Raw genomic sequence first — 21,131 nt, 5'->3', positions numbered from 1 at the left:
CGTCCGTGCGATATGAGGCTTGCCGTTAAGTGGAGCGGCAGGACGTCCACCTGCCGCTCCCGCCAGGGTCGTCAGGCCGCCGCGTCGAGATCGACCTTCATCTCCCGAGCCCAGAACCTGAGGTCACGACAGGTCGTGACGAACGCCTTGACGTCCTTGCTCTTGCTTAGGGCTACGAAGCCATCGTCAAGCTCCGGCACCCGAGAAGCGTCGAACAACGTGGCGGCTGCATCGGTGTAGCCGATGAACTTGCAGTGGCCGAACGCGTCCGCCACGAAGTCCTTGGAGGCCGCATCCTTGGCGAGCAGCGCAGCCCCTTCCTCGGACGGAAGCACCGCGACGGCATCGAAAAGGACCGAAGGTCCGCCGTCGATCTTCTGCTTGGCCGCGACCTTGGTGCCGTCGTCGAGCGTGACCCCGCCGATCTTCGGCGCGACCACCTCCCAGACCGCGCCTTCGGCTTCCAGCGCCTTGGTCAGCGCATTGAACAGCTCGGCGCTCGACCCATCGGTCAGCAGCAGGCCCATCTTTCGCCCGGCGAAATTCGCCGGGCCGTTGGCGACGATCGAGAGCGCCGACGATGTCGGCAGGTCTAGCGTCGGCTTGGCCGCCTTGGCGGCGTCCGGCAGGTCGAGGCCGAGCCCGTCCGCGACGGTAGCGGCGAGATCCTCGTCGATGTTGCGCAGGTGGCTGACCGCCCGGGCCCGGATGTCGACACGATCTACCTTCGACAGCTCGAACACCAGCGCGTCGCCGATGTGCTTCTGCTCGATCGGCTGCTGGCTGAGATAGAACTGCCGTGCCTGGCTGTAATGATCGGCAAAGGTTTCGGACCGAATCCGCTGCTTGGTCCCCTGAACCTCGGCGGGGAAGCTGGTGAAGCCGATCTCCGGGTTCTCGCGCGGACCGCCTTCCGCGCCCCAGCTGTTCGGCTCATAGTTCACGCGCCCCTTCGGATTGCGCATCGCCATGTGGCCGTCCTGCTGGAAGTTCATCACCGGACAGCGCGGGGCATTGATCGGCAGGTGGGTGAAGTTCGGGCTGCCGAGCCGCTTCAGCTGGGTATCGAGATAGGAGAAGTTGCGGCCGTGCAGCAGCGGGTCGTCACTGAAGTCGATGCCCGGCACGATGTTCTGCGTGCAATAAGCGACCTGCTCGGTTTCGGCGAAGAAGTTGTCGACGTTGCGATTGAGCGTGAGCGTACCGACGATGCGGACCGGCACGTCCTCCTCGGGGATGAGCTTGGTCGAGTCGAGATGGTCGAAGGGAAGCTTGTCGGCGGTTTCCTGATCGAACAGCTGGACGCCGAGGTCCCATTGCGGGAAGTCACCGCTCTCGATCGCCTCCCAAAGATCGCGGCGATGATAGTCGGGATCGGCGCCGCTGATCTTGACCGCCTCGTTCCACAGCACCGACTGGAGCCCCTGGCGCGGCTTCCAGTGGAACTTGACGAAGGTCGACCTGCCTTCCGCGTTCACCAGGCGGAAGCTGTGGACGCCGAAGCCCTCCATCGTGCGGAAGGAGCGGGGGATCGTGCGATCGGACATGATCCACATGATCATGTGCCAGGCTTCCGGGGTGAGGCTGGCGAAATCCCAGAAATTGTCGTGTGCGGTTTGCGCTTGGGGGAACGCCCGGTCGGGCTCCTGCTTGGCCGCATGGACCAGATCGGGGAACTTGATGGCATCCTGGATGAAGAACACCGGGATGTTGTTGCCGACGATGTCCCAGTTGCCCTGCTTCGTGTACATCTTGACGGCGAAGCCGCGCACGTCGCGCGCCAGATCGCGCGAGCCCTTGTTGCCCGCTACCGTTGAGAAGCGGACGAACACCTCGGTCTGCTGCCCGACCGTGCTCAGCACGTCGGCGCGGGTGTAGTCGGCCAGACTGTCGGTCAGTTCGAACACGCCGTGCGCGCCATAGCCGCGTGCGTGGACGACGCGCTCCGGGATGCGCTCGTGATCGAAATGGAAGATCTTTTCGCGGAGGATGAAGTCTTCGAGCAGCGTGGGGCCCCGCAGACCCGCCTTGAGACTGTTCTGGGCGTCTGCGATCGGGATGCCCTGCTGCGTGGTCATGGTAAGTGCCGCGTCCGAGGTCGTCTGGCGGGTTTCACCGCCATGGCCCTGCTGCTCGGCATAGTTCGTCGGCTGGTCGGCACCCGCCGGCAGCGGCGGTGCCTTCTTGGCCGTCTCGCCCTTGAGTTTCACCGCGCTTTTGATGCTCTTGCGTGCCATGGACGTAATCCTCCGATCATGCCCTTAATGCCACCAGCGCCACGGCGGTGCGAGGCATAAATCTTTGTAGCGACTGGGAACCGACCCGGAGGAGCGAAATCAAGTTATGTCAGTCGAGCATGGTCGCCGGTTCGGACGACAGGCGCGGGCTCGGCAACGTAAGTGTTCATGGCTGCGCAGAACCCGACTGCGGCTTCCTTGGTCCTGGATCACAGCCAGGGAAAGCCGATATGGACCGGTTGAGGATGTCTTAACGCCTTGCCGTTAGCCGAGCATGATGTACTCCCAGGTCGTACAGGTTTTCGACTGCGTCTGGCACGACCACGATCCGTGGTTGGTGCTGCTCGCGGGCCTGGTTTGCCTCTGCGGTATCTATGCGTCCTTTGCCCTGGCCGACCATGCCGTACGCTCAGGGCGGAAGACGCGCAGCCTGTGGGAACCTGTCACCATCGTGTCGGCCGGCTGCACGGCCTGGGCGACCCACTTCATTATCTTGCTGGCTTTCAAGCCGGGCATGCCGTCTGCGTTCAACCCGCTGGCCGTACGGCCGTTTTACGGCCGCTCGTTGATGTAAACGAATCAAATGGACGGGGACCCATGCCGCGGCTCAAGGCGTTGAGCGTCATAGACATGGCCCTGACGACAGGGACATCCACTCAGATGAGGAAACGACATGCGCGCACTATGCTGGCACGGTAAAGGCGATGTCCGCGTCGACACCGTTGCGGATCCCGAGATCAAGCACCCGCGCGATGCGATCATCAAAATAACCGCCTGCGCGATCTGCGGGTCGGACCTTCACCTGCTGGATGGCTACCAGCCCACCATGGAAGCCGGCGATATCCTCGGCCACGAGAACATGGGCGAGGTCGTGGCGCTCGGGTCCGAGGTAACCAACCTCAAGATCGGCGACCGTGTCGTCGTGCCGTTCACGATCAGCTGCGGCGATTGCTGGTTCTGCAAGAAGGGTCTGTTTGCGGCCTGCGATCGGACCAATCCGAACGCCGATATGGCCGCCAAAGCGATGGGCCATTCGCCCGCCGGGCTGTTCGGCTTCAGCCACATGCTGGGCGGCTACTGCGGCGGCCAGGCGGAGTATCTCCGCGTGCCGATGGCGGATGTCGGTCCGATCAAGATTCCCGACAACGTTACCGATGAGCAGGCTCTCTTCCTATCGGATATCTTCCCGACCGGCTACATGGCCGCCGAGAATGCGCAGATCGAGCATGGCGACACCGTCGCGATCTGGGGCTGCGGTCCGGTCGGCCAGTTCGCCATCCGCTCCGCGCTGATGATGGGCGCCGGCCGCGTGATCGCGATCGACGAGGTGCCCGAGCGACTCGCCATGGCGGAGGCCGGTGGCGCTGAGACAATTAACTTCGCCGAAACCGATGTCTATGACGAGCTGCAGGCGCGAACCAAGGGCCGGGGCCCCGACAGCTGCATCGATGCTGTCGGCTGCGAGGCGGCCGCGCACGGGGCGGCGGACGCGGTCATGGACAAGGTGAAGGCAAGCATGATGCTCGCCACTGATCGCGTCCACGTCCTGCGGCAGGCGATCATGAGCTGCCGCAAGGGCGGCACGGTCTCCGTGCCCGGCGTCTACGTCGGGATGGGTGACAAGCTTCCGATCGGTGCAGCGATGAACAAAGGACTAACGATCAAGCTTGGGCAGACCCACGTGCAACGTTACACCAAGCCGCTACTGGATAAGATCGTCGCGGGCGAGATCGATCCCAGCTTTGTGATCACGCATCCGGCCAGTCTTGAGGACGCGCCCGAGATGTACGCGAAGTTCCGTGACAAGCAGGAAGGTGTAATCAAGGTTGTCATGCGGCCGCACGGCTGATTAGCGGAACAACCGGGAACAGGACGCTCATCGATGCCGATCGCCGCCGCCGCTGTGGATTATGTTCAGCGGCGGTGTCGATCAGCTTGCAACCAAGTATGTCGGCAGATCTAGGTGTCAGTCAGGCTGCAACGGATGATTCTTACGGAGAGGCAACGAGCCATAGCCGCAGCGCTTCTTCCTCCATCGGACGGGCAAAATAGTAACCCTGCGCCTCCTCACATTCCAACTCGGCCAGGATCGCCGCGGCTGCGGCGGTCTCGACGCCCTCGGCAACGACCCGGTAGCCGAGATCGTGCGACAGCGTGATCATCGATCGGACAAGCGCCTGTCCACGCTCGTCATCGGCCAGATCTCGAAACGAACGACTGATCGATCGGGCTGGTGCCCACCATCGCGGTCGCGCCGATCGGACATACCGCGACGTTCCTGACCGTGGTGTCCATGGCGGCGCTCGGGCTCGGGGTCGATATCCGCACCGTCGCCAAGGCTGGCGGACGGGTCACGCTGGCGGTGGTGCTGTCGCTCCTCTGCTTGGGCGGAATCAGCCTGATGCTGATTTGCATGTTGAAGCTGTCGTGAGGGGCGGCGCGAAGGGCGTGAAGTTTGGCTTTTCCAGTTTGGCCGCTTACACCTCACCCGATCAACACCTTCTCTCTCGAAGGTGGTGGTGGGACACCCTTGAGGCACTTGCACGCTGCCAAGGTCGTCTGTGAAAAGGGGACGCCGGCGTATTTCGGCAATTGGTACCGCTCCGTCGCCTGTGTTTCGTGGCGGGGCGGTATCCGAACTCATCGGCTGCGTAACAACATACAACCGATCAGCCCGCCGCATCGCTGGTCGGATCCTCGCGTCCGGCATGCGATCGACCGAAGCACCAGATCGCCCCGTATCCGATCATCAACCCGATCAGGACCAACAGCGGGGTGGCGGCTTCAGCGATCGAAGCACCCATCTGGTTGAAGCGAATGAACAGGTGCATGGCGGCCGTAGCCGGCGAGAACCAGGCGATCGCCGCTAGCCAGCCCGGCATCTCATCGAGCGGCCATGCGAAGCCGGCCAGGAAGACGAGCGGCACCGAGGTCGGCATCAGGAGCTTCAACGTATCGTCGCCGCTGCGGAACAGGCTTCCCGCGACGAGGCCGAGAGCGGCTACCGTGGCCGCGAACACAGGAAGGGCGAGCAGCAGGCCGGGCACATTGCCGGTGCGTGGCACGTCCTGCACCCAGAACGCGAACCCGAACACGAACAGGCCGGCAAAGATGCCGATCAGTGTCATCGCTATCCAGGTGCCGAGGGCAGTTGCCCGGTCGCGCTGCCAATCACCACGCCGACGTCGTTCAGCGATCAGCCGCGCCGACGCGAAGGGCAACGTTTGCTGAAGTATGATGTTGGCGATCGCCGGGAACACGTAGTCGCGATAACCACCGGTGGTGTTGAACAGCGGCTGCATGACGATTGTCGCGCCGGACCCACTGCGATGAGCGATGAGGGCCCCAGTCACTTCAACCGCCTGCTCTCTCACGACATCGCCTAGCGCGCGGGCGATCCCTTCAGCACGCACGAAGTACGCCCCGTTGACGATCAAGGCCGCCCCCGCCCCGGGCCGCCCCTTCAGTGCCGCTCCGCCGAGACCTTTCGACAGGTAGAGAATGCCGTAGGCACGCCGTTGGCGCACTTCTTCACGCGCCGCCATGATGTCGGGTGTCAATCGGCGTCCAAAAAGGACCCCCTATCGGCGTGCAAAAGGGACCCCCTTCGTCGAGCAGCGTGACGGGTATGACGGGCGCTTTGTTCGCGCTGGTTGCGGCGTAGGGCGGGCGTAGCCCGACCGGAGGCGCAACCAGCGCGAAGCGTTCTCTGCCGGTGGTCCTGGGCGTCAACTGCGGTGCTTGAAGCGCCAGCTGTCATTGCCCGTTTCGACGATGTCGCAATGGTGGGTAATGCGGTCGAGCAGCGCGGTGGTCATCTTGGGGTCGCCAAAGACGGTCGGCCACTCGCCAAAGGCGAGGTTCGTGGTCACGATGACCGAGGTCTGCTCGTAGAGCTTGCTGACGAGGTGGAAGAGCAGTTGGCCGCCCGAGCGGGCGAACGGCAGGTAGCCAAGCTCGTCGAGCACCACCAGATCGAGCCGGGAGAGCTGGGCTGCCAGCGTGCCGGCCTTGCCAAGACGCGTTTCCTCCTCAAGCCGGTTCACCAGGTCCACCGTGTTGAAGTAGCGCCCCCGGGCGCCGGCCCGTACCACATTGGTGGTGATGGCGGTGGCGAGGTGCGTCTTGCCTGTGCCCGTCCCACCGACAAGCACGACGTTGCGTTGGCCCGGAAGAAACGAGCCGCTGTACAGCGAGCGCACCAGTCCCTCGTTGATGGGGGTGTCATCGAAGACGAAGGCGTCGAGGTCCTTCACCGCGGGCAACCTGGCGGCCGACATCCGGTAACGGACCGACGCTGCATGGCGGTGCGTCGCCTCGGCACGCAGCAGGTCGGTCAGGACCTCCATGGTCGTGCGCTTGCGCTGGAGACCGGTGGTGACCGCCTCGTCGAAGGCGCCAGCCATGCCCTTCAGCCCCAACTCGGTCATGGCCGTCATCATCTCATGCCGCTGCATGGAGACCTCGCAGGCTGTCATAGCGGTTGCAGTCGGCGCGGGGCGGATGGCGCAGCGCCAGGTCCTCGGGGGTGACAATGGTTAGCGGTCGTGGCGGTTCTCGCCTGCGGGCCAGGATGTTGACGATGACGTCGTCGCTGGCGGTGCCGGCCAGCAATGCTTCGCGCACGGCCGCTTCCACCGCCTCGAGCCCGTCATCGAGCACTGTCGCCAGCACCCGCACGAACCGCCGGTCGGCGTCGTCGCCGGCGCCGAGCTTGCGCCGCAGCCGTGACAGCGCAGGCGGCAACTCCCAGCCCTGGAACGGTGCGCCGTTGCGCAGGGCGCCCGGCTTGGTCGCCAACACCGGCAGATAATGCCACGGGTCGTAGATGGTCCGGTCCCGGCCAAAGAACCGGGGATGGTCGGCGACGACTTCACCGTCGCAGCGCACGACGATGCGGTCGGCATAGGCGCGGACCTGAACGGCACGTCGCACCACCCTGGCAGAAACGGAGTAGCGGTTGCGGTCGAAGCTGATGAGGCAAGTGCCGCTTACCGCATGCTCGCTCTCGTGGAAGCCGTCGAAGGGCGCGACAACAGGCTGGAGCACCGCCCGTTCGGCTGCCCATGCCTGGGCGACCGTCAGTTCCTTCCGCTCGGGATGCCGGTGCATGTCGGCCCAGCGCCGACACTCGGCCTCCAGCCAACCGTTCAGCTCCTCGAGGCTGGTAAATCGCAGGCGTGGCTGGAAGAAGCGGCCGCGCGCGGTCTGTACCTGGTTCTCGACCTGACCCTTCTCCCAGCCCGACGCCGGTGAGCAGGCGGTCGGCTCGACCATGTAATGGTTGGCCATGACCAGGAAGCGCCGGTTGAAGACCCGCTCCTTGCCCGTGAACACGCTCGTCACCGCCGTCTTCATGTTGTCGTAGATGCCGCGCGTCGGCACGCCTCCGAAGAAGGCGGCGTGAACACGCTCTACATCACGCCAGGCTCGCCATGGGAGAACGGCTACAACGAGAGCTTCAATGGCTCGCTGCGTGACGAGCTGCTTAACGGAGAGATCTTCTACAGCCTCGCCGAGGCCAGAGTGCTGATCGAGGCGTGGCGGCGCCACTACAACACCATCCGGCCACATAGCAGCCTGGGCTATCGCCCACCCGCACCAGAAGCGGCGACGCCGCCATTGCCGGCCTCCGGTTCCGCTTCGCTCCACCTGCGCCCGGCAATGGCGGCGGAGACGACAATGCACTAACTATCTACCCGGACCACCCGGTGGGGGCTGCTCACGAAGGCTATTGCGACGCACTCTCAAATCACCTATTGCGTTGGTGAGAGAGATTCGCAAAAGGGTCAACGGTGAGAAATCTTGGTATTGGAACTGCACTCGGCTTCGGGCTGCTCACCGTCCCGGCAATGGCTCAAGACCAGTTCCTGCCGGGCCCCGGCAGCACCTCGCAAACGATCATCGTGACCGGCGTCCGCGACGGCTATCAGATCGATGCGACCAGCACCGCCACGCGCACACCGACCGAGCTCAACGATGTCCCCCAAGCGGTATCGATCATCACGGAAACGCAGATCGACGACCAGGCGATGCGCTCTATTGCCGATGTACTACGCTATGTCCCCGGCGCCGTAATCTCTCAAGGTGAGGGACACCGCGATCAGATCATCCTGCGCGGGAACAGCAGCACCGCGGACTTCTTCGTCGATGGCTTGCGTGACGACGTGCAATATTATCGCGGCCTCTACAATGCAGAGAGGATCGAGGTTTTGAAAGGTCCCAACGCGATGATCTTCGGGCGCGGCGGCGGCGGGGGCGTGATCAACCGCGTCACCAAGCGCCCTGTCGCCAACGCCTTCATCAGCGGCAGCGGTTCGGCGGACACATATGGCGCATGGTATGTCGACGCCGACATCAGTCAGCCACTCAGCGAGTCCGTCTCCACCCGGATGAACGCCGTTTACGAGGAGTTCCGAAACAATCGCGACTTCTATGACGGGCGCCGGGTTGCGATCAACCCGACCGTCGCGCTCTCGCTCGGCGGTGCGACTCGGATCGATCTGGGCTTCGAATATAACAGCGACAAGCGAACGATCGACCGAGGCGTCCCCTCGGCCGTCCAGGGCTCGCTCACGAGCCCATCACGTCCGCTTACCGGCGTCCGCGACACCTTCTTCGGTGTGCCGGGGTTCAACGTCAGCGATTTCGAGGCCAAGGTCCTAAATGGCCGCGTTGAGCACCGCTTCAGCGACAATCTGACCCTGACCAGCCGGATCCTGTACGGTGATTATGACAAGCTCTATCGGAACGCCTTTGCGGTAACCCCGGTCACGCCGCGCGGCGGCGTCCGCAGCGTCGGCCTCGAAGCGTATAGCGATCCCACGACGCGCACGAACCTGCTCAACCAGAACGACCTTGTGTGGACCGTCACCACCGGCCCCGTTCGCCACGTGCTGCTCGCCGGCTTCGAAGTTAGCGACCAGCGCACGCGCAACCAGCGGATCAACGGCTTTTTCGGGGGTGGCGATATCGTCAATGGGGGGCGGCGCGTCTTTGTCGGGTTGGCCGACCCGATCACGGTGCCGCCGGTTACGCTGCGCACCGCCGCCAACACCGGCTACCGGTCGGTCCGCACGAACGCCGACGTCACTGCCTTCTACGTGCAGGACCAGATCTCGATCGGCGACCATGTCGATGTCATCGGCGGCGTTCGCCGCGACCGCTTCACGCTCAACGTCGACGACCTGGTTGCCGCACAGAGCTATAGCCGCACGGACACCCTGTGGTCTCCCCGAGTGGGCGTGGTGCTCAAGCGGGTGCAACCTGTCTCGATATACGCCAGCTATAGCCGGTCCTTCCTGCCGCAGTCGGGGGATCAATTCTCATCACTCGATATCACTAGCGCCGCGCTGGAACCGGAAAGGTTCGACAACTACGAGCTTGGCCTCAAGTGGGATATCCTGCCCACGCTGAACCTGACGGCCGCCATCTACCAGCTCGACCGCACCAACACCCGCGCGGCCGACCCCAACGACGCCGCGCGGACGGTGCTGACGGGTGCTCAGCGCAGTAAGGGGTTCGAACTCGGCCTTAGCGGTGCGATCACAGCACAGTGGCAGATCAGCGCGGGCTATGCGCTGCAGGACGCGACAATTCGCAAAACGACGAGTGTCGCCCCGGCCGGGCGCGAGGTTCCGCTGGTTCCCAAACAGCAGGCTTCGCTGTGGACCCGCTACGACCTCACCCCTCGCCTTGGGGCCGGGGTCGGGGTCTATCACCAGTCGAAGAGCTTCACCTCCATCAGCAATACCGCCATCCTACCCGCCTTCACGCGCGTCGATGCCGCGGCATTCTTCAAGCTCACCCCCCAGATCGAGGCGCAAATCAACGTCGAGAATCTGCTTAACAGCGATTATTTCTCGTCCGCCTACAACGACAACAACATCATGCCCGGCGCGCCGACGACGGTGCGCGCGACGGTTAGAATGAGGTTATAACGGCCAACTTGGTCGGTTGCGAGCATATGAACCTTGCAAAAGTTGGTGAGACGCCGCTGGCCGGTTTAGAAACCAGTCTTCGCCGATGGATCACAGGACTGGCGCATGAACTCCAGGGCATCACCGACGCGGCGCACCGCGTCGTTGTCCCCGACGAATATATCGAGACCCTCGTAGGGCTGCGCGCCCCCTTTGATCTCCACCGACGCCTGGGGCGCGTTGGCCGAGTAAAGCGGTCGGATCGCAACCACCTGATCGAGTTTCACGCTGAGGGCGCTTTTGTCGGCGAGCGTGAGCGTAACGAGGCAACCACCTTTCACTCCTACGCTCGTGATCCTGCTGCTCCGCACGAAACCCGGCCAAGGCTTTGCGACGGCTGTGCCGCGGGTCAGCATGTCCTGGATGAATTTCGAAGCACCCGCCACGGTTCGTGGCGCGGCAGGCACCGCTTGCTGAGCCGCCACGGGCGCGGCGCTGCCGAGCGAAAGTGCGCAGATCAATAGGTGAGGACGAAGGAGCATCAGTGAACTGTAGCCGACCCTAGTCTTGCGTGGCGATAGGGAAAGGCGGTGCGGGCGCCCGATGCCGGGCAGGAAACAACGGCACGCCACCCCTGTGATGGCCGTAGCCGTAATCACCTACGTCGAGCTGAAGAAGGCAATTCGCATAGCTCTCCGTTCCAGGCTGGAAGCCATAACTCGCACACGCCGCCCGATGGCGAGCGGCCATTTCTCGCGGACTGACACAGCCAGAAAGCACGAGCGACGTCGAGATGGCGAGAAGCTTGAAAGCGTCACGCACCATTGTCCTGGTCCAAACACGGGCGGAACCCAAAGGGAAGAGCGCCGCCCTAGGCGCAGAATGAACCAGTCCGCAACAAAAGCCAAATGCCATTGTGGCCGGGACTCGCGATGGGAAAGCGGTCGACAACAACGTCACATTAACCTTCTTCCTTCACGGTGGAAGCCGGACCAACCCCGACGCGAGCATAGATGTCGCTTTTCCTCGATCAGACGTTTGCGAGCACCGGGTTAGCTGCGATCCTATTCGGCATCGTCGGCCTCGGCTGCGTGGTGAGCTGGCCGCTCCTACCCTCGCGCCGGGGAGCGCTCATGGTGCAAGGCACCGGCGCGTGCGCCTTCGCGCTGCACTTCGCGCTGATCGGCGCGCCTACCGCTTCGGCCGCATGCGTTCTTTCCCTGATGCAGCTCACCGTCGCGCTGGTGGTTCGTGACCGGGTTGCCAAGCTCGCGCTCGACGGCGCGACGTTGCTCGCGCTGCTATTGCTTACCGTGGCGACCTGGCATGGGCTCCTATCCGGCCTTGCCGCTTGCGGCGGGGCTGCTTCCTTCATGGCACGGACCCAGCGATCAACGACGCGGATGAAGATGGTCTTTCTCGTGGCCGCCCCCTTCTGGCTGGCCCACAATCTTCTCATTGGCGCACCGTTCGCCTTGGCCGTTGATCTTGTATCTGTCGCAGGCAATCTGCTTGGGCTTTTTGCCTTTTGGAAGCGGAAACAGCGTGGAGCGGACGGGCCACGCAGCCTAAGCTGTCCGACGCAGCTTTCCCCACGTCACGCTTTCCGCTCTGGTCACCTATCCCTCGGCAAACTCGCGATTCCAAAGCGCGCGCGCGCGTTACAGGGAGCCCAAGTCTTCACATGACACAGGCGATATACGCGCCCCCACTCCCGCCGGCGCGTTCGATAGCTCAAGTAGGCGGAAAGCGGAGTTGGAGCGAGCCACGCCCGGCGAACCTTGCCGACGCTAAAGCTTTGGTACGCTTGAAGATCGCCCTCGCTCGCGAAGCGGAACATATGATCTTCGATGTCCGAGATCGAGGGGAACTCCTGCGCCGCACAACTGTGGAGCTGAGCGCCGCCGTAGCCGGCGAACGAGGCATCTTCGTCCTGCAACGCATAGGCGACCTCGTCGGCTACATAGATGTGCGGAGCGTGTGCATCGAAGGCGCTGCCGAATTTGCCTCGTTTAATCTGGCTATCCGGACACGGTGGCAGGGACGTGGGCTCGGAACAAGTCTGGTGAAATCCGCCGAGGAATGGGTACGTCGCCGCAGGATACCTTTCCTGATCTTCCACGTTGCTGTTCGCAACGACCGGGCGTTCGCACTCTACCAACGGCTTGGCTATACCGTGTGCGGAGATGTGGTGGCGGCCAACAAAGAATCGGGCGCTACACGTAGCGGCGTGTGCTCGCAAACAGCCTGATTTCCTGCTCACGCTTTCTGCCACTGGCGGGGAGCGTCCTGCTCGAATTATCTGCCAGTGTGCTCGCCATCACCGGCGCTGCTTGCAAACGGGGCGTTGTGCTCACGCTCCGTGCCAATGGGCTCTCCAAACCCGTAGCCGGCAAGCGCTTTTGCGAAGCAGGTTTCCAGAACAGTTCTGACAAGCGGCGGGCCGCAGAAATGCGTTGTCGTCATGGCCCGCCCGCGAGGTCGTCAGAAAGGAAGGTTTTCGCGAACAGGGCCAGCGCATAATAGGCGATGACACCACGCAAGCGGAAAGGGTGCGATGACCAAAACCGAAATGCTGGAGACGATGAAACGCCTCGACGCCCATGCGAATGCCCTGCTGCTGATCGGTGCTTCCGATATCGATCTGCTCGGCGGCATGTTCGACGTGATGCCGGACTTCAAGGCGCTGCTCGATGCCGGATACGGCGAAGAGATCGAGAGAAACGCCGGTCGCTTCCCCGGCCTGCACCGCTACGCCGTCATGCTCTCAAATATCGCCGAAGGGATCGCGGACGGCTCCATCCGGGTGCCACGCTGACGCCACTCCCGCTGGCAGATAATGTGAGCAGGCGACCATGACTGCGAGCAGCGCCGGATGATGGCGAGCACATTGGCAATTAGCGTGAGCAGACTGCTCCGCCCATTGTCAGATAATCCGAGCAGAAAATCGCTCCGTTTGCGAGCACACGCCGCTACGATTGCAAGCGCCTACATGTGTAAGCGTGGCGTGAGGACCGCAGTTTATGCGGCTTGGGCTGTTGGCTGATCTGTCTGGGGCACCCAGTTCCACGGCATCAGCTCGTCCCAGCGGGTGGCGGGCCAGTCGCCGGCGACCCTGGCGATGACATCGGCGATATAGGCCTGCGGGTCGACGCCGTTGGCCTTGCAGGTCTGGATGACGGTGTAGATGGCGGCGGCTCGCTCGCCGCCTGCGCGCGAACCCGCGAACAGCCAGTTGCGCCTTCCCACGGCGACGCCGCGCAGGGCCCGCTCCGCGATGTTGTTGTCGATCTCCAGACGCCCGTCACCCAGGAAGCGGCACAGCGCCGGCCAGCGTTTGGTGCCATAGGCGATGGCTTTGGCCATGTCGGACTTGGGCGACAGGCGGCGAAGGGCAGCGTCGAGCACCTCGCGCAAGGCGTCGACCAGCGACTGGCTTCGTTCCTGTCGCGCTCGACGGCGTACATCCGGCGGCTGACCACGCACCTCCGCCTCGACGGCATAGAGCGCGCCGATGCGCTCCAGGATATCGGTGGTCAGCGGCGTGGAGAGGCGCTCGTGCAGGTCGAACACCTTGCGCCGGAAGTGTGCCCAGCATGCCACCTCTGTGACGCCACCGCGGTACAGGGCGTCATAGCCCGCATAGGCATCGGCCTGGAGAAAGCCGCGAAAGCCGGCGAGATGCGCCTGCGGGTGCGCCGCGGTGCGGTCGGGCGTGAAGCGATACCATGTTGCGAGCGGTGTCGTGCTGCCGGACGCCTGGTCGTCGGCGGCGTACACCCACAGCCGCCCGGTCGCGGTCTTGCCACGGCCGGGTTCGAGCACCGGCACCGGCGTGTCGTCGGCGTGGATCTTGTCGGCCTTGAGCACCTCGTCACGGATACGGCTGACCACCGGGTCGAGCAGTGCTGCAGCTTGCCCGGCCCAGCCCGCGAGCGTCGAGCGGTCGATCTCGAGCCCCTGCGCGGCCATCATCTCGGCCTGGCGGTACAACGGCAGATGGTGGTCGAACTTGGAGACGACGACGTGCGCCAGCGTCGCGAAGGTCGCCTTGCCCCGCGCCACAGCGCTGACCGGCGCGGGTGCCTGGACGATCTTCTCGCAAGACCGGCAGCTGTATTTGGGGCGGACGTTGCGCACGACCCGCCAGCGCACCGGCACGATGTCGAGCATCTCGTGCGCGTCCACGCCCAGCCGGCGCAGCGCACCACCGCAGTCCGGGCAGGTGCAGATACCGGACGCCGGCTCGTGGACGACCTCCTCGCGCGGCAGATGCTCCGGCAGACTGCGGACCGGTGCCAGGCGCGGCGCTACTCCAGGCGCCGCAGTCTCGACTTCGGAAACATCCCGCTCCGTTTCCAGCTCTTCCAGCGCCAGCTCGAGCTGTTCGATCTCGCGGCCCAACTTCTCGGAGGAGGCACCGAACTGCATCCGCCGCAGTCGGGCGATCTGCCCGCGCAACGTGTCGATGAGCAGATCGCGGGCGGCGAGCGCGGCATTCGCCCGGGCGAGCGATGCCTCCAGCGCGGTGATCCGCGCGGTGGCATCAGCAGGGGAAACAGGCGCTTCCAGCACCCGCATTTCATAACAGATCACGCATCGACGGGCGAGAAAAAGCGTCGCAAAACCGCCGTTTTCACCCCGCCAGCGTCGGCGTGAACGTCCGCTCTGGGCGACGCCAGTCGATGCCCTCCAGCAGCATCGACAATTGTGCCGGCGTCAGCGTCACCGTGCCCGTCGCGGTCACCGGCCAGACGAACCGGCCCCGGTCGAGCCGCTTGGAGAACAGGCACAGGCCTTGCCCATCGAACCACAGCAGCTTGACCAGATGACCCCGCTTGCCCCGGAACGCGAACAACGCGCCCGAGTGCGGGTTCTGGGCCAGCACCTGCTGCACCAGTACCGCCAGGCCATCGAACCCTTTGCGCATGTCGGTGACGCCACACGCCAGGAACACCCGCGTCGGCAACGGCGTGGGGCTCAACGCAGCACCGACAACACTCGCGCCAGCGCGCCGGCGTCCACCGACCCGTCCACGCTCACTCGGACGCCACCCGGAAATTCGATGCAGATGAGGCCGGACGTGGATGTCGCCGGCTGCGGCGCAGGTGCGGCGACATCGGCCACGCGCACCTCGGCGAATGCCGGCAGCGCAGGCGCGACCCCGCCCAGCTTGCCCAGCCGCGCCTGCTTGCGCCACGTATAGATCAGGCTGCTCGACACCTCGCGCCGGGCGATGACATCACGGACCCGCACGCCCGGCCGGAACGCCTCGGCCAGGATCTCCAGCTTCTCCGCGTCCGCCCAGCTCCGTCGGCCCGATACCCGGCCGACCACCTCCACACGACCAGTCGTACGAGCGCTCGTATGACCAGTCTCAGAACCGAAAACTTCCCGCACCGCCCGCGCCCTCGTCAAAGACGATAAGCATCCCGGCTACGGCCAAACGGGCAAGGCGGCCCTCAGGCCACGCTTACTACATGTATCCATAATCGCTCCCGCGACCGGCACGATGCTGCCGCCAAATCGTTGATGGCCTGACGGAAATTCGAGGGAGAACATCGAATGCGTAGCCTGGTTGCTGTGTTCACGGTCGGGATATTCGCGATCGCGACCCCTGCCGGCGCGCAGGACATGCCCGGCGCAGTCGATCTGGGCGCGCAAGCGCGCACCCAGGTTCAGTCAGCGACTGCTCGTGGCTATGCCGAACGGGGCGGGGCGGCGACCGCGCGAGGTCCGAACGGGGTGCCACTGTCCGCTCGCGCGAAAAGCTATTGCGACAGCTATTCCGCACGGTTGCGCCAGTACGGCGCGAAGGATGGGCGAGTGATGAAGCTGGCAGCGGCCTGCCGGCAGGCAGGCTATCGCTATTGATCTCACCGCGCGATCGGCACCTGATCGATCCGCGTGGTCCAGGACGGGCTCTTGAAAGCACGCTTGGTGTCGTAGCTCTTCTGGCCAAAGCCCTCGGAGGCAAGCCGCATCGTGTTGCGGCCGAACCGCCCGTTGAGCCCGTCGATCGCGGCGAGCAGGGCAGGGGATCGCGGATCGGGCACCGCGAACAGGTCGGCCTGGTGCGCGGTCATCGGCTCCAGCCCCTCGAGCATGACGCCGCACTTGGTGTAGACGCCGCCAGTTTCGTACATGACATCCGCCATGCGGCCCGCCATACCGCCGATCACGCGCGGATCATTGGTCGCCGGCGACAGCCGCGCTATGCGCGAGGCGGACGGCGCGTTGGGCTTGAACCGGCTTCCGTGGGCAAAGGCGATCAGGCGGGTGGCAGCGAGATCCTGCGCGCGGATCTTCTCGGCCGCGCGGACCGCGCGGCGCACCATCGCCTCGCGCAGCGCCGCGACCTCGCGCACCGGCTCACCGAAGCAGCGGGTCACCGCGGTCGCCTTGGACGGGGGCGGCTCCGGCTCGAAATCGGTGCATTCGACGCCGTTCAGCTCGCGCACGAGCCGCTCCAGCACCACCGTCCCCACGTCGCGCGCGACCTCCGGGGGGAGGGCGGCAAGATCGGCCGTCGTCCTGACGCCGAGCGGTCGCAGCCGCTCGGTCATCGCTCGCGCGATGCCCCAGACCTCCTCGACCGGCCATTGCGCGAACAGGCGCCGCCGCAGCTCGATGTCGTGCAGGTCGACCACGCCCTTCCAGACCTTCTCCGACGCCTTAGCGAGGGCGTTGGCAACCTTGCTCAGCGTCCGGGTCGGGCCAAGCCCGATGCGGATCGGCAGGCCCGTCGCACGCTTGACGGCCGCGATCACGCGGTGCGCGGCCGCCACGTCGCCCAGGCCGTTCGGGAGCACCGGCAGGCGAAAGAACGATTCGTCGATCGAGTACACCTCGACCGTGCAACTGTGCTCGGCGAGGACCTGATTGAAGCGACGATTCATGTCGGCATACAATTCGTAGGAACTGCTGCGGTATTGGATGCCATGCTCGCGGACGATATCACGAATCTTGAACATCGGCGCACCCATCTTGATGTGCAGCGCCTTGGCCTCCTCGGAGCGCGCGATGGCGCAGCCGTCCCCGTTACTCAGCACGATGAGCGGTTTATCGCGCAGCGACGGGTCGAATACCCTCTCCGACGAGCAATAGAAGTTGGAGACGTCAGCGATCGCCCACATGGCGGTCAGCCCTGCAGGTTGCGCACGGAGGCGCGGACGACGCCCCACACTTCGACACTCTCATCCGCGATCACCGCGTCGTAGCGCATCCGCGCGTTGCGGGCCTCGAGGACCGGCTTGCCGTCGCGCCAGACCAACTGGCGGATCACGAAGCCCCCGTCGACCACGGCGATGACGATGCGGCCGCTAACCGGCGTGGCGTCGCGATCGACCACCACCACGTCGTCATCATAGATTCCAGCGTCGATCATGGACTGTCCGCTGACCCGGAACACGAAGCTGGCGGCGCGGTCGAGGCGCAGCAGCGCCACGAGATCGATCGCGGTTTCCTCCCAGTCCTGGGCAGGCGAGGGGAAGCCAGCGCCGGCCGCGCTCACCACCCTCAGGCGAAACGCTGGCGGCAGATCGGCGATCGGCATCGGTTGGGACAGGGGAATCACACACGCGGACATGCGCGCATGATATGCTGGATAAGAACATGAAGGGAACGAGATTTTCCTTTTGTTCTCATTTCGCATGACTCATAGAGTCATGGATGCCGATCCGCCCCGAAAACCGCTGGCTGTACCCGATCGACTGGCCGCTGCTGTCGGACCAGATCCGGTTCGTGCGGGCAGGAGGGCGCTGCGAACGCTGCCGGCGACCGCATCTTCGGCACGTCGCGCATCTGGGCGATGGGCGCTGGTGGGATAGCGAAGCGCGATGCTGGCGATCGGGAGAGGGGCGACGGGTGAAGGTCGGCGACCTCTTCGCGCTCGACGTCGTGCGGATCACCTATGTCGTGCTGGCCTGCGCGCATCTGGATCATGATCCTGGCAATAGCGCGCCGCGCAATCTCGCCGCGCTATGCCAGCGATGTCACATGCTCCACGATGCCGAGGAGCATCGCTGGCAACGCTGGTGGAATGCGTTTCGGCTGCGCGCGCTGCAGGATCTTTACGAAGATCCGCGACACGCTCGCGCGCGAGAACGACGGCGCGGCTAACTCGCGACTGACTGGCAAGCCTTAGCTGCGAAAAAGCCACGTCAGTCTCTGCAAGAACGATGCCGGAAATCTGCCAAGCCATTGATTTAACATAAGATATATTATCGAACAAAACAGGAACGTGGCTTGTGTAGACGCAACGTACAAATGGCACACTCCCGCTATTTAGAAAAGGCACAGCCGTTCTGCAGCGGGCCTCCGGTGCCATAACCATCCTCGGACATCGAGGATGTGTGAGCGATGACGGTGCTGACGATGAGTGCTGCCGAAGTGAGCCGGTTCGATACGCTGAAGCGGCTCGACCGCGGTGAGATCCGGCCGGTCGATGCCATGGCGCTGCTGGGCCTGCAGCGCAGTCAGCTGTACCGCCTGCTCAAGCGCCTCCGACGAGATGGCGCTGCCGGCCTCGTGTCCCGCAAGCGCGGGCGGCCGAGCAACAGGCGGTTCAGCGACGCTTTCCGCGACCATGTCGTTGGTATCGTGCGTGAGCGCTATGCTGACTTCGGTCCGACGCTGGCATGTGAGTACCTGGCCGAGCAGCACGGCATCACGCTATCGCGCGAGACGCTGCGGCAGATGCTGATGGCGGCCGGCGTGTGGAAGGCCAAGGTCGCGAAGCGCGCCCGGCTTCACCAATCGCGCTACCGGCGCGAGTGCCGCGGTGAGCTGGTGCAGGTCGACGGGTCGGATCATGACTGGTTCGAGAGCCGCGGTCCGCGTTGCACGTTGCTGGTCTATATCGACGATGCCACCAGCGAGCTCATGCACCTGGAGATGGCCGAGAGCGAGAGCGCCTTCTCCTACATGCGCGCGACCCGCAGCTACCTCGAGCGGCACGGCAAGCCGGTGGCCTTCTATTCGGACAAGCACAGCGTCTTCAGGAACAACAACGCGACCGCCGACAGCGACGGCATGACGCATCTCGGCCGAGCGCTCGACAGGCTCGATGTCGAGATCATCTGCGCCAACTCGCCGCAGGCCAAGGGTCGGGTGGAGCGTGCCAACGGCACGCTGCAGGACCGGCTGGTCAAGGCGATGAGGCTGGCGGGTATCTCGCCTATCGACGAAGCCAACGCCTTCCTCCCCTCCTATATCGCCCGGCACAATGCCCGCTTCGCCTGTGCGCCAGCGGACCCGCGCGATGTCCACCGCCCGCTGGCCGCGCATGAGAATGTCGAGGCGGAGATGGTGTGGCGCGAGGAACGGACCGTCACCGCTTCCTTGGCGCTGCACTTTAATAAGGCGATGTTCATTCTTGAGCCGACGCCCCTCGCCCGCTCGCTGGCGCGCAAGCGCGTGCATGTGTGCGAGTACCCGGACGGCCGCATCGAGATCCGCCACGGCGAGCGCGTGCTGCCCTACCGAGTGTTCGAAAAGATGCGGCGCGTGAACCAAGCCGCCATTGTCGATAACAAGCACTTGGGTGCCGCCCTCGCTATGGCTCAGGCCATCCAGGCAGCCACACCGCATCATGCCAAGCGCAACAACAGCGAGCCGGCGCGGAGCTCGGGTTCAGTCGGTGTATTCACCCGCCCCGCCCCTGTAGGCGAAGTCGACCGGCGTCGGCTGTGTACGCCGAAGCTGAAGCGGGGCCCTCGCCTCTCCAACGAGGAACTCGTGGCACGCGGCCTTGGCGAGTACGTCCGTTAGCGCTCACCTAATGCACTATTAGCACTATGGTGTTGCCACGCTGTTCCTCGCTCCTGATTTGCGCTAGATATTCGATTGCAGGGGCCTTCCCCCACGCCGGGGAAACCATGACCGCTTCAACCGCCTTGTTGAATCGCTTGCGCGACAGAACCGTCGCCAGACCGCGCCCGAAGCCGATCCGCTACGGGGCGGCTGTTCTTGCCGTGTCGGTGGTGGCCCTTGTGCAAGCGGCGATGCTCGGATCGTCCGCGCCCTGGTTCCTCTACACGCCGGCAGTCGTCCTGCTGACGCTGTTCCTTGGCCGCGGTCCCGGCATCCTGGCGACGATCCTGTCGGCGATCGGCGCGGGCCTGGTGGTGATGAGGGCTGACGAACCGCTGCTGCTCACCCCCGTTCATTGGGGCGCATCGGTCATCTTCGTTCTGACGACGCTGGGACTGGTGACGCTGGTGGAGGCGTTGCGCACCGCTTTGCTCGATGCCGATCGGCTCCGTGAGGAACGCGAACGAGCGCTGGTCGTCACGGCCGAACGTGAGGCATTCCTGTCCGGCGTGCTGGGCAGCTCAACCGACTGCATCAAGGTGCTCGATCTCGACGGCAAGCTGACCTTCATGAGCGAGGGCGGAAAGCGCGTCATGGAAATCAGCGACTTCAACGCCGTGGCCGGTTGTCCGTGGCCCGACTTCTGGCAGGATGCCGGCAACGCAGAGGCAAAGGCGGCGGTCGAAGCAGCGCGGAAGGGCGAGGCCCGCAGCTTTATCGGCAAGGCCGACACTTACCGGGGCACGCCCAAATGGTGGCATGTCGCGGTCAGCCCGATCGCCGGGCCGGAAGGGCGTCCTGACCGCATCCTGTCCGTGTCGCGCGACATCACCGAGCTGCGCGCCAGCGAGGAGGAGCGCGAGAGGTTCGTGCGTCTGGCCGAGAACAGCGCCGATTTTGTCGGCATGGCCCGCACCGATGGCAGCGTGTTCTACATGAACGATGCCGCCAAGCGGCTCGTCGGCTTGGAGGGTGCCGACATTACCAGGCTTACCATCGCCGACTTCTTCCCACCCGAGCAGGTCGAGACGGTCGCGCGTGAGGTGCTGCCGGCCGTGGACCGCGACGGCAATGGGTCGGCGAACTCGACTTCCGGCATTTCCGCACCGGCGAGCTGATCCCGGTCCTCTACTCCGTCTTTCCGGTCACCGACGCGACCGGC

Annotated in this window: 21 protein-coding genes and 2 pseudogenes; 12 read left to right on the top strand and 11 right to left on the bottom strand. The window is 64.5% G+C overall.

What is annotated here, in order from left to right:
• Positions 1-71: 71 nt before the first annotated feature.
• Positions 72-2,237, bottom strand: a complete 2,166-nt coding sequence (locus tag A7X12_RS13315; RefSeq protein ID WP_064312079.1) for a catalase — start codon at positions 2,235-2,237, stop codon at positions 72-74.
• 274 nt (positions 2,238-2,511) lie between these two features.
• Here A7X12_RS13315 and A7X12_RS13310 point away from each other — a divergent pair, with 274 nt between their 5' ends.
• Together A7X12_RS13310 and A7X12_RS13305 are read left to right on the top strand one after the other, a co-directional pair.
• Positions 2,512-2,811, top strand: coding sequence for a diguanylate cyclase (locus tag A7X12_RS13310; RefSeq protein ID WP_231902888.1), 300 nt, complete (start codon positions 2,512-2,514; stop codon positions 2,809-2,811).
• Between the two features lie 99 nt (positions 2,812-2,910).
• The gene (locus A7X12_RS13305; RefSeq protein ID WP_062127116.1) at positions 2,911-4,086 is read left to right on the top strand and encodes a zinc-dependent alcohol dehydrogenase; all 1,176 of its coding nucleotides are present in this window, start codon (positions 2,911-2,913) and stop codon (positions 4,084-4,086) included.
• Positions 4,087-4,228: 142 nt separating this feature from the next.
• Here A7X12_RS13305 and A7X12_RS25580 read toward each other — a convergent pair whose 3' ends face one another.
• Positions 4,229-4,438, bottom strand: coding sequence for an EAL domain-containing protein (locus tag A7X12_RS25580; RefSeq protein WP_206378459.1), 210 nt, complete (start codon positions 4,436-4,438; stop codon positions 4,229-4,231).
• Between the two features lie 32 nt (positions 4,439-4,470).
• On the opposite strand from A7X12_RS25580, the gene A7X12_RS25575 reads away from it, so the two are divergent.
• The gene (locus A7X12_RS25575) at positions 4,471-4,668 is read left to right on the top strand and encodes a hypothetical protein (RefSeq protein WP_007406878.1); all 198 of its coding nucleotides are present in this window, start codon (positions 4,471-4,473) and stop codon (positions 4,666-4,668) included.
• A 238-nt stretch (positions 4,669-4,906) separates the two neighbouring features.
• On the opposite strand, the gene A7X12_RS13295 is transcribed toward A7X12_RS25575, so the two are convergent.
• The 3 genes and pseudogenes from A7X12_RS13295 to A7X12_RS13285 form a co-directional block, all read right to left on the bottom strand.
• On the bottom strand, positions 4,907-5,797 hold the full coding sequence (locus A7X12_RS13295; protein ID WP_082746193.1) for an ABC transporter permease: 891 nt from the start codon (positions 5,795-5,797) through the stop codon (positions 4,907-4,909).
• A 168-nt stretch (positions 5,798-5,965) separates the two neighbouring features.
• A complete protein-coding gene (istB, locus tag A7X12_RS13290) occupies positions 5,966-6,694 on the bottom strand; it encodes an IS21-like element helper ATPase IstB (RefSeq protein ID WP_064312078.1) in 729 nt (242 codons plus the stop codon).
• Positions 6,681-7,637: pseudogene (locus tag A7X12_RS13285) on the bottom strand (Mu transposase domain-containing protein); the annotation flags it as partial. The gene istB and the pseudogene A7X12_RS13285, both read right to left, overlap by 14 nt.
• Here A7X12_RS13285 and A7X12_RS13280 point away from each other — a divergent pair.
• Positions 7,638-7,928, top strand: a pseudogene (locus tag A7X12_RS13280) (integrase core domain-containing protein); the annotation flags it as partial. It abuts the pseudogene before it with no gap.
• A 104-nt stretch (positions 7,929-8,032) separates the two neighbouring features.
• Positions 8,033-10,177 carry a TonB-dependent receptor gene (locus A7X12_RS13275; RefSeq protein ID WP_232318502.1) on the top strand — a complete coding sequence of 715 codons (2,145 nt, stop codon included), beginning with the start codon at positions 8,033-8,035 and terminating at the stop codon, positions 10,175-10,177.
• Between the two features lie 65 nt (positions 10,178-10,242).
• On the opposite strand, the gene A7X12_RS13270 is transcribed toward A7X12_RS13275, so the two are convergent.
• A complete protein-coding gene (locus A7X12_RS13270) occupies positions 10,243-10,698 on the bottom strand; it encodes a hypothetical protein (protein ID WP_037569531.1) in 456 nt (151 codons plus the stop codon).
• Between the two features lie 471 nt (positions 10,699-11,169).
• Here A7X12_RS13270 and A7X12_RS13265 point away from each other — a divergent pair, with 471 nt between their 5' ends.
• The 3 genes from A7X12_RS13265 (at position 11,170) to A7X12_RS13255 (ending at position 12,974) form a co-directional block, all read left to right on the top strand.
• Positions 11,170-11,844: a YgjV family protein gene (locus tag A7X12_RS13265; protein ID WP_082731248.1), complete on the top strand. Its 675-nt coding sequence runs from the start codon at positions 11,170-11,172 to the stop codon at positions 11,842-11,844.
• Positions 11,841-12,407 carry a GNAT family N-acetyltransferase gene (locus tag A7X12_RS13260; protein ID WP_082731249.1) on the top strand — a complete coding sequence of 189 codons (567 nt, stop codon included), beginning with the start codon at positions 11,841-11,843 and terminating at the stop codon, positions 12,405-12,407. Before A7X12_RS13265 ends, A7X12_RS13260 begins: the two co-directional genes overlap by 4 nt.
• A gap of 333 nt (positions 12,408-12,740) precedes the next feature.
• Positions 12,741-12,974, top strand: coding sequence for an arylsulfatase regulator (locus A7X12_RS13255; protein WP_231372556.1), 234 nt, complete (start codon positions 12,741-12,743; stop codon positions 12,972-12,974).
• 203 nt (positions 12,975-13,177) lie between these two features.
• On the opposite strand, the gene tnpC is transcribed toward A7X12_RS13255, so the two are convergent.
• The 3 genes from tnpC to tnpA are packed head-to-tail and all read right to left on the bottom strand — an operon-like array spanning position 13,178 to position 15,499.
• Positions 13,178-14,737, bottom strand: coding sequence for an IS66 family transposase (gene tnpC, locus A7X12_RS13250; protein ID WP_064312076.1), 1,560 nt, complete (start codon positions 14,735-14,737; stop codon positions 13,178-13,180).
• Positions 14,738-14,792: 55 nt separating this feature from the next.
• Positions 14,793-15,140 carry an IS66 family insertion sequence element accessory protein TnpB gene (gene tnpB / locus A7X12_RS13245; RefSeq protein WP_025292355.1) on the bottom strand — a complete coding sequence of 116 codons (348 nt, stop codon included), beginning with the start codon at positions 15,138-15,140 and terminating at the stop codon, positions 14,793-14,795.
• Positions 15,137-15,499: an IS66-like element accessory protein TnpA gene (gene tnpA / locus A7X12_RS13240; protein WP_062127372.1), complete on the bottom strand. Its 363-nt coding sequence runs from the start codon at positions 15,497-15,499 to the stop codon at positions 15,137-15,139. Before tnpA ends, tnpB begins: the two co-directional genes overlap by 4 nt.
• A gap of 222 nt (positions 15,500-15,721) precedes the next feature.
• Here tnpA and A7X12_RS13235 point away from each other — a divergent pair, with 222 nt between their 5' ends.
• On the top strand, positions 15,722-16,030 hold the full coding sequence (locus A7X12_RS13235) for a hypothetical protein (RefSeq protein WP_010409222.1): 309 nt from the start codon (positions 15,722-15,724) through the stop codon (positions 16,028-16,030).
• A gap of 2 nt (positions 16,031-16,032) precedes the next feature.
• Here the strand turns inward: A7X12_RS13235 and A7X12_RS13230 are convergent, their stop codons facing one another.
• Together A7X12_RS13230 and A7X12_RS13225 are read right to left on the bottom strand one after the other, a co-directional pair.
• Positions 16,033-17,292: a Y-family DNA polymerase gene (locus tag A7X12_RS13230; RefSeq protein WP_007406368.1), complete on the bottom strand. Its 1,260-nt coding sequence runs from the start codon at positions 17,290-17,292 to the stop codon at positions 16,033-16,035.
• Between the two features lie 5 nt (positions 17,293-17,297).
• Positions 17,298-17,744, bottom strand: coding sequence for a LexA family protein (locus A7X12_RS13225; RefSeq protein ID WP_010409225.1), 447 nt, complete (start codon positions 17,742-17,744; stop codon positions 17,298-17,300).
• Between the two features lie 83 nt (positions 17,745-17,827).
• Here A7X12_RS13225 and A7X12_RS13220 point away from each other — a divergent pair, with 83 nt between their 5' ends.
• The 3 genes from A7X12_RS13220 (at position 17,828) to A7X12_RS26280 (ending at position 21,087) form a co-directional block, all read left to right on the top strand.
• A complete protein-coding gene (locus A7X12_RS13220; RefSeq protein ID WP_007406364.1) occupies positions 17,828-18,277 on the top strand; it encodes a hypothetical protein in 450 nt (149 codons plus the stop codon).
• 240 nt (positions 18,278-18,517) lie between these two features.
• Positions 18,518-19,927, top strand: a complete 1,410-nt coding sequence (locus A7X12_RS13215) for an ISNCY family transposase (RefSeq protein ID WP_064312075.1) — start codon at positions 18,518-18,520, stop codon at positions 19,925-19,927.
• Between the two features lie 107 nt (positions 19,928-20,034).
• Complete coding sequence (locus A7X12_RS26280) at positions 20,035-21,087, top strand: PAS domain-containing protein (RefSeq protein WP_064312074.1); 1,053 nt, start codon at positions 20,035-20,037, stop codon at positions 21,085-21,087.
• The last annotated feature ends 44 nt before the right edge of the window (positions 21,088-21,131 follow it).

The sequence above is a fragment of the Sphingomonas sp. TDK1 genome (genome assembly GCF_001650735.1).
In the GTDB taxonomy this organism is placed as follows: Bacteria; Pseudomonadota; Alphaproteobacteria; order Sphingomonadales; family Sphingomonadaceae; genus Sphingomonas.
Note: the sequence above shows the minus strand (reverse complement) of the source record. Positions and strands in the feature narration are given on the sequence as shown.

Bases quoted from the DNA above. Each gene is read 5' to 3' on its own strand.
- istB (WP_064312078.1), bottom strand. From the start codon at position 6,694: ATGCAGCGGCATGAGATGATGACGGCCATGACCGAGTTGGGGCTGAAG.
- A7X12_RS13310 (WP_231902888.1), top strand. From the start codon at position 2,512: ATGATGTACTCCCAGGTCGTACAGGTTTTCGACTGCGTCTGGCACGAC.
- A7X12_RS13270 (WP_037569531.1), bottom strand. From the start codon at position 10,698: ATGCTCCTTCGTCCTCACCTATTGATCTGCGCACTTTCGCTCGGCAGC.
- A7X12_RS13305 (WP_062127116.1), top strand. From the start codon at position 2,911: ATGCGCGCACTATGCTGGCACGGTAAAGGCGATGTCCGCGTCGACACC.
- A7X12_RS13230 (WP_007406368.1), bottom strand. From the start codon at position 17,292: ATGTGGGCGATCGCTGACGTCTCCAACTTCTATTGCTCGTCGGAGAGG.
- A7X12_RS26280 (WP_064312074.1), top strand. From the start codon at position 20,035: ATGACCGCTTCAACCGCCTTGTTGAATCGCTTGCGCGACAGAACCGTC.
- A7X12_RS13215 (WP_064312075.1), top strand. From the start codon at position 18,518: ATGACGGTGCTGACGATGAGTGCTGCCGAAGTGAGCCGGTTCGATACG.
- A7X12_RS13265 (WP_082731248.1), top strand. From the start codon at position 11,170: ATGTCGCTTTTCCTCGATCAGACGTTTGCGAGCACCGGGTTAGCTGCG.
- tnpC (WP_064312076.1), bottom strand. From the start codon at position 14,737: ATGCGGGTGCTGGAAGCGCCTGTTTCCCCTGCTGATGCCACCGCGCGG.
- A7X12_RS13260 (WP_082731249.1), top strand. From the start codon at position 11,841: ATGACACAGGCGATATACGCGCCCCCACTCCCGCCGGCGCGTTCGATA.
- A7X12_RS13315 (WP_064312079.1), bottom strand. From the start codon at position 2,237: ATGGCACGCAAGAGCATCAAAAGCGCGGTGAAACTCAAGGGCGAGACG.
- A7X12_RS13235 (WP_010409222.1), top strand. From the start codon at position 15,722: ATGCGTAGCCTGGTTGCTGTGTTCACGGTCGGGATATTCGCGATCGCG.
- A7X12_RS13225 (WP_010409225.1), bottom strand. From the start codon at position 17,744: ATGTCCGCGTGTGTGATTCCCCTGTCCCAACCGATGCCGATCGCCGAT.
- A7X12_RS13220 (WP_007406364.1), top strand. From the start codon at position 17,828: ATGCCGATCCGCCCCGAAAACCGCTGGCTGTACCCGATCGACTGGCCG.
- A7X12_RS13255 (WP_231372556.1), top strand. From the start codon at position 12,741: ATGAAACGCCTCGACGCCCATGCGAATGCCCTGCTGCTGATCGGTGCT.